The following is a 5,161-nucleotide window of genomic DNA, read 5'->3' as shown; positions in this document are numbered from 1 at the left end:
CGACTACCTCAAGCGCCTGTTGCAGATGTTCTGACGTAAGATTTTCGCCAGCCAAGGCCGCCGGCGTGGATTTCAAGGGCACAAAGCGTCGCTTGGCCGGTTTGGGAAACGGATACACCGGCCCAGCCCGCCACCCAGCCACGGGAGAGTCCCTTGTCAGACGATCTGTTCGTGTACTTTGACGGAGTCGAGGCCCTGGGGCAGTTCAACGGCAGCATCCAGCTGGAGTTGGTTGCGAACGTCCTGGACGGCTCGGACGATGGCGGCGTGAAGGTCCGGCGCGTGACGACGGCCCACCTGCGTTGCAGCGCCACCGCAGCCGCCGACCTGGCGCAGGCGATCAGCAAGGCGCTGGAGATGCTGAAGAACCCGGACAAGAACGTGGTGGCAGCCGGCAAGATGAACTAGCTGCGCGGCGCGGGTGCTGCATTTGGCGGTCCAAGCGCGCCAGGTCAAAGGACGCCCGGTGCCGATCTGACCTTCGGGGACGAAAACCGCAGTGCACCGGGACGGTTAAAGGTCCGTTACCGCGCGCAGCCAACCCATTGATGAAGAACGACAAGCGCGATCTGTCCACTGTGGACACCATCGTCTTGCGGCCCTCCCCAATCCGCGCCACTCTCGCCCCATGACCGGCACCCGCCTCATCCCGCTCGACCTCGCCCGGACCCTGGCCATCCTCTGCATGGTGGCCTTCCACTTCACCTTCGACCTCGCCCTCTTCGGCTTCATCGACCGGGACACCATGTCCCAGCCCTTCTGGTACTACTTCGCCCGCATGATCGCCGGCAGCTTCCTTTTCCTCTCCGGCGTCAGCCTCTGGCTTGCCCACGGGCAGGGCATCCGCTGGCCCGCCTTTTGGACGCGCCTCGCCAAGCTGGTTGCCGCTGCCTTTCTGGTCACACTGGCCAGCCTCTGGCTGGTGCCCGGCGGCCCGATCTGGTTCGGGATCCTCCATTCCATCGCCGCGGCCAGTCTGATCGGCCTCATCGCCCTGCGCCTGCCTTGGCCCGTCACCCTGATCCTCGCCGCCATTATCTTCGCCGCCGCCTGGGGCCCGCGCTTCCCCGCGCTGGACCCGATCTGGCTCGTCTGGACCGGCCTGGCCGAGACGCGCCCGATGATGGGCGACTATGTCCCGCTCATCCCCTGGGCCGCCCCCGCGCTGGCCGGCATCGCAGTCGCCAAGGCCCTGCGCATGGACCTCTTGCCTGGCACCCCGCCCACGCCTTTCCTGCGCGCCCTCAGCTTCCCGGGCCGCCATTCTCTGGTCATCTACCTCATCCACCAGCCGATCCTCTTCGGTCTCTTCAATGCCTGGATCTGGGCCACGACCTGACGCTTCCCCTCGCCCCCGCTTTCCGCTAATCGGAAGCCCGAGTTTGGAGGCCCGCCGATGAAGTTCACCCTGTCCTGGCTGAAAGATCACCTCGACACCGAGGCATCCGTCGACGCCATCGCCGAGGCGCTGACCGACCTTGGCCTCGAGGTCGAAGGCGTCGAAGACCCGACCGCGCAGCTCGGCGCCTTCCGCATCTGCCGGGTGATCGAGGCCGTCCAGCACCCCAACGCCGACCGCCTCCGCGTCTGCCGCGTCGAGACCTACCCCGAAGGCCCGGGCGGGCGGGTGGAGGAAGTTCAGGTCGTCTGCGGCGCGCCCAACGCGAAGACCGGCCTCGTCGGCGTCTTCGCACCCCCCGGCACCCATGTCCCCGGCACCGGCGTCGACCTGAAGCCCGGCAACATCCGGGGCGTCGATTCCAACGGGATGCTCTGTTCCGAACGCGAGCTGATGCTGTCGGACAACCACGACGGCATCATCGAGCTTCCGGCAGACGCACCTCTTGGTGTCCGCTACATTGACTGGAAGGGCCTGAACGACCCGGTCATCGAGATCAAGGTCACCCCCAACCGTCCCGACGCGCTGGGCATCCACGGCATCGCCCGCGACCTCGCCGCGCGGGGCCTCGGCACCCTGAAGCCCGTGACCGCCACCCCAATCGAGGGAAAGTTCCCCACCCCCATCGGCATCCACATTGCGCCCGAGTTGAAAACCAAAGGCTGCCCCCACTTCGCCGGCCGCCTGATCCGCGGCGTGAAGAACGGCCCCTCGCCCGACTGGATGCAGGCCCGCCTCAAGGCCATCGGCCTGCGCCCGATCTCGGCGCTGGTGGACATCACCAACTACTTCACCTTCGGCCTGAATCGCCCACTCCACGTCTTCGACGCCGCGAAGGTGAAGGGTGACCTCCACATCCGCCCCGCGCGTGAGGGCGAAACCCTGCTCGCACTCGACGGCAAGACCTATACCCTGGCCCCCGGCCAGATGGTCATCGCCGACGACCACGGTCCGGAATCGCTGGCCGGGATCATGGGCGGTGAGGCGTCGGGCTGCACGCCCGATACGACGGACGTCTTCCTCGAATCCGCCTACTGGGACCCGATCACCATCGCCGCCACCGGCCGCGCCCTGAAGATCAACTCGGATGCCCGCTACCGCTTCGAACGCGGCGTGGACCCGGCCTTCACCCTGCCGGGCCTGGAACTCGCAACGCAGATGATCCTCGACCTCTGCGGCGGCGAGGCCGGGACGGTCGTGCAGGATGGTGCCCCCATCGACCCGACCAGGGCCTACCAGCTGAACCCCGCCCGTGTCATCAGCTTGGTCGGCATGGACATCCCCGAGGCCACCCAGCGCGCCACACTGGAGGCACTCGGCTTCCGTCTCAACGGCAACGCCGTCACGCCCCCCACCTGGCGCCCCGACATCTTGGGCGATGCCGACCTGGTCGAGGAAGTCGCCCGCATCGCGAGCCTGACGAAACTCCAGGGCGCCCCGATGGCCCGCAGCCTGCCCGGCGTCCCGAAACCCATCCTGACGCCGCTGCAAGTCCGCGAGCGCACCGCCCGCCGCACCATCGCGGCCTTGGGTTACAACGAATGCGTCACCTACAGCTTCATCGACGCCAAGTCCGCCGCCCTGTTCGGCGGGGGTACGGAAGCCGTCCGCGTCGAAAACCCCATCTCGTCCGAGATGACGCACCTGCGCCCCGATCTCCTCCCCGGCCTCCTCGCCGCTGCCGCCCGCAACCAGGCCCGCGGCTTCATGGACCTGTCGCTCTTCGAGATCGGCCCCGCCTTCCACGGCGGCGAGCCCGGTGACCAGCACCTGCAGGCCGCCGGCCTTCTGGTCGGAGCCGCCGCTCAACGTGACCCGCACGGCTCTCGCCGCATGGTCGACGTCTTCGACGCCAAGGCCGATGCCGAAGCGGTCCTCGCCGCCCTCGGCGCGCCGTCCCGCGTCCAGATCACCCGCAAGGTCGCCGACTGGTGGCACCCCGGCCGCTCGGGCGTGATCGGTCTTGGCCCCAACACTATCGCCACCTTCGGCGAGGTCCACCCGCGCATCCTGCAGGCCATGGACGTGAAAGGCCCCGCCGTGGCCTTCACCATCCTGATCGCCAACGTCCCCGCGCCGAAGGTCAAGACGCCCACTCGCCCCGCCCTCGCCATCAGCGACCTCCAGGCGGTGGACCGCGACTTCGCCTTCGTCGTCGATGCCAAGGTCGAGGCACTGACCGCCGTCAACGCCGCGCAAGGCGCCGACAAGGCCCTGATCGAGTCGGTCCGCGTCTTCGACCAGTTCACCGGCGAGAAGGCCGAAGCGCAAATGGGTGCGGGCAAGAAGTCCATCGCCCTCACGGTCCGCCTGCAACCGCAGGACAAGACCCTGACCGAGGCCGAGATCGAGGCCGTGTCGGCCAAGATCATCGAGAAGGTGACGAAGGCCACCGGAGGCACTCTCCGCGCCTAAAGCGCGGCGATCAGCCCCTCGTACCACTCGGCATGGCTCCCGGAATGGTTGGCCATGCCGGGCTTCGTCAGGCAGCCCTTCGGTGCGATGTAGCTTGATATCACCCGCACGGGCTGCTCGCGCCAGGTGATGTTGAAGGCGGCGCGTTTCGGGAAGAAGTACAAGGCGGAGTAGGGCAGGTGGTCGTGGATCCACCACGCCATCGCCCGCCAGTCCATCCCGGCCTCGTAAAGGTCCGCGAAGGCGGGGACCACGATGCAGGCGGTCGCCCCCATGCAGCCCTCGGCGTCGCGGCGGTCCCAGATGTGGCCGGCGAAGTTGGCCTCATTCGAGGCGCAGGAGTAGCCGGCTTTCCCGGCCTTCTGCTGCGCGTTCCCAAAGCCGTTCACAGCGGGGCTGCGATAGGCGGACCGGATGGCGATCCGCCCAAACACCTCCTGCAACGGCTCCAGAAGATCGGTGCAAAGCCGGGTTCCGGCGGCGATGGCAAGATCGGGGTCGTCGGGGATGTTCGGGATCCCATGCAGGTTCGCGATCTCGCTGTACAGGAATTCGCGCATGTAGAACGACTTCGACAGCCGGATGCGTCCGAAGTCGTCCAGCGCCGCGACCGATGTCGGTGTCTTCATGCGCGTTCCTCCGTGGTCCGCGCCAGCGAGGAGTGGACGAAGTCCATGGACAAAGCGCTACTTCTTCGCCCGCCATGTGTTCAGCCAGGCCCCGATCCGCCCGAAGAACCCGCGGGCTTCCTTGCGGGCGTTCTCGGCGCGGGTCTCGACCGAATCCCACGCCTCTCCGGCATCGGCCAGCGCCGGGTCGACCATCCGCTCACGGAACTGCAGCCACATCTTGCGGATCATCACGATCACGAAGATCAGCACGGCGAAGATGACGATGTTGACCCAGGGGATCAGGGTCACGTCGGGCCCTTCGACCGGGTGGATCGAGACCGCGTTGGGGAAGGCCGAGAACAGCGGGATCCGCCAGCCGTAATGCGTGATCGCCACCCATTGCGGGGCCGCCGCTGTGGACCGCAGGTTCGCGGCTTCGGCCTGCAGGGTGGCGCTGTCCCATTTGAAATAGGGCGGCCAGAACCAGCCCGTGTCCTCGTTGCGGTAGACCATCACGTCGCCGTCGGCATAGACCGCGTCGATGAAGCGGATGTCGCGGGTGGTGTTGGTCTCGGCCCCGGTGCCGGTGTCTTCGATCGAGTAGAAGATCCAGTTGCCGCCGATCTGGGTGATGCGGTTCGAAGTGTCCGTGATCCGGACGATGTCACGCTGCGGCAGGGTGTAGTGCAGGAAGAGGCCGACGATCAGCACCAGAAGGATGCGGATGCCCCATTTG

At 67.1% G+C, this 5,161-nt stretch carries 5 protein-coding genes; 3 read left to right on the top strand and 2 right to left on the bottom strand.

What is annotated here, in order from left to right; all coding sequences use genetic code 11:
* The first annotated feature begins 153 nt into the window (after positions 1-153).
* The 3 genes from ACE3Q6_RS21555 (at position 154) to pheT (ending at position 3,814) form a co-directional block, all read left to right on the top strand.
* Complete coding sequence (locus ACE3Q6_RS21555; RefSeq protein WP_374437006.1) at positions 154-408, top strand: hypothetical protein; 255 nt, start codon at positions 154-156, stop codon at positions 406-408.
* Positions 409-628: 220 nt separating this feature from the next.
* A complete protein-coding gene (locus tag ACE3Q6_RS21550) occupies positions 629-1,339 on the top strand; it encodes a DUF1624 domain-containing protein (protein WP_374437005.1) in 711 nt (236 codons plus the stop codon).
* A gap of 57 nt (positions 1,340-1,396) precedes the next feature.
* Entirely contained in the window at positions 1,397-3,814 is a 2,418-nt protein-coding gene (gene pheT, locus ACE3Q6_RS21545) for a phenylalanine--tRNA ligase subunit beta (RefSeq protein ID WP_374437001.1), read from the top strand.
* On the opposite strand, the gene ACE3Q6_RS21540 is transcribed toward pheT, so the two are convergent.
* Complete coding sequence (locus tag ACE3Q6_RS21540; protein WP_374436999.1) at positions 3,811-4,443, bottom strand: hypothetical protein; 633 nt, start codon at positions 4,441-4,443, stop codon at positions 3,811-3,813. The genes pheT and ACE3Q6_RS21540 overlap by 4 nt on opposite strands.
* Positions 4,444-4,500: 57 nt before the next feature.
* The coding region (locus ACE3Q6_RS21535; protein WP_374436997.1) for a DUF1523 family protein at positions 4,501-5,161 on the bottom strand (661 nt) is incomplete at its 5' end.

The organism is Tabrizicola sp. (genome assembly GCF_041913445.1).
Taxonomy (GTDB): Bacteria; Pseudomonadota; Alphaproteobacteria; order Rhodobacterales; family Rhodobacteraceae; genus Tabrizicola.
Note: the sequence above shows the minus strand (reverse complement) of the source record. Positions and strands in the feature narration are given on the sequence as shown.

What these genes read in the sequence shown, in the direction of transcription:
- ACE3Q6_RS21550 (WP_374437005.1), top strand. Translation starts at nt 629, where the DNA reads ATGACCGGCACCCGCCTCATCCCGCTCGACCTCGCCCGGACCCTGGCC.
- pheT (WP_374437001.1), top strand. Translation starts at nt 1,397, where the DNA reads ATGAAGTTCACCCTGTCCTGGCTGAAAGATCACCTCGACACCGAGGCA.
- ACE3Q6_RS21540 (WP_374436999.1), bottom strand. Translation starts at nt 4,443, where the DNA reads ATGAAGACACCGACATCGGTCGCGGCGCTGGACGACTTCGGACGCATC.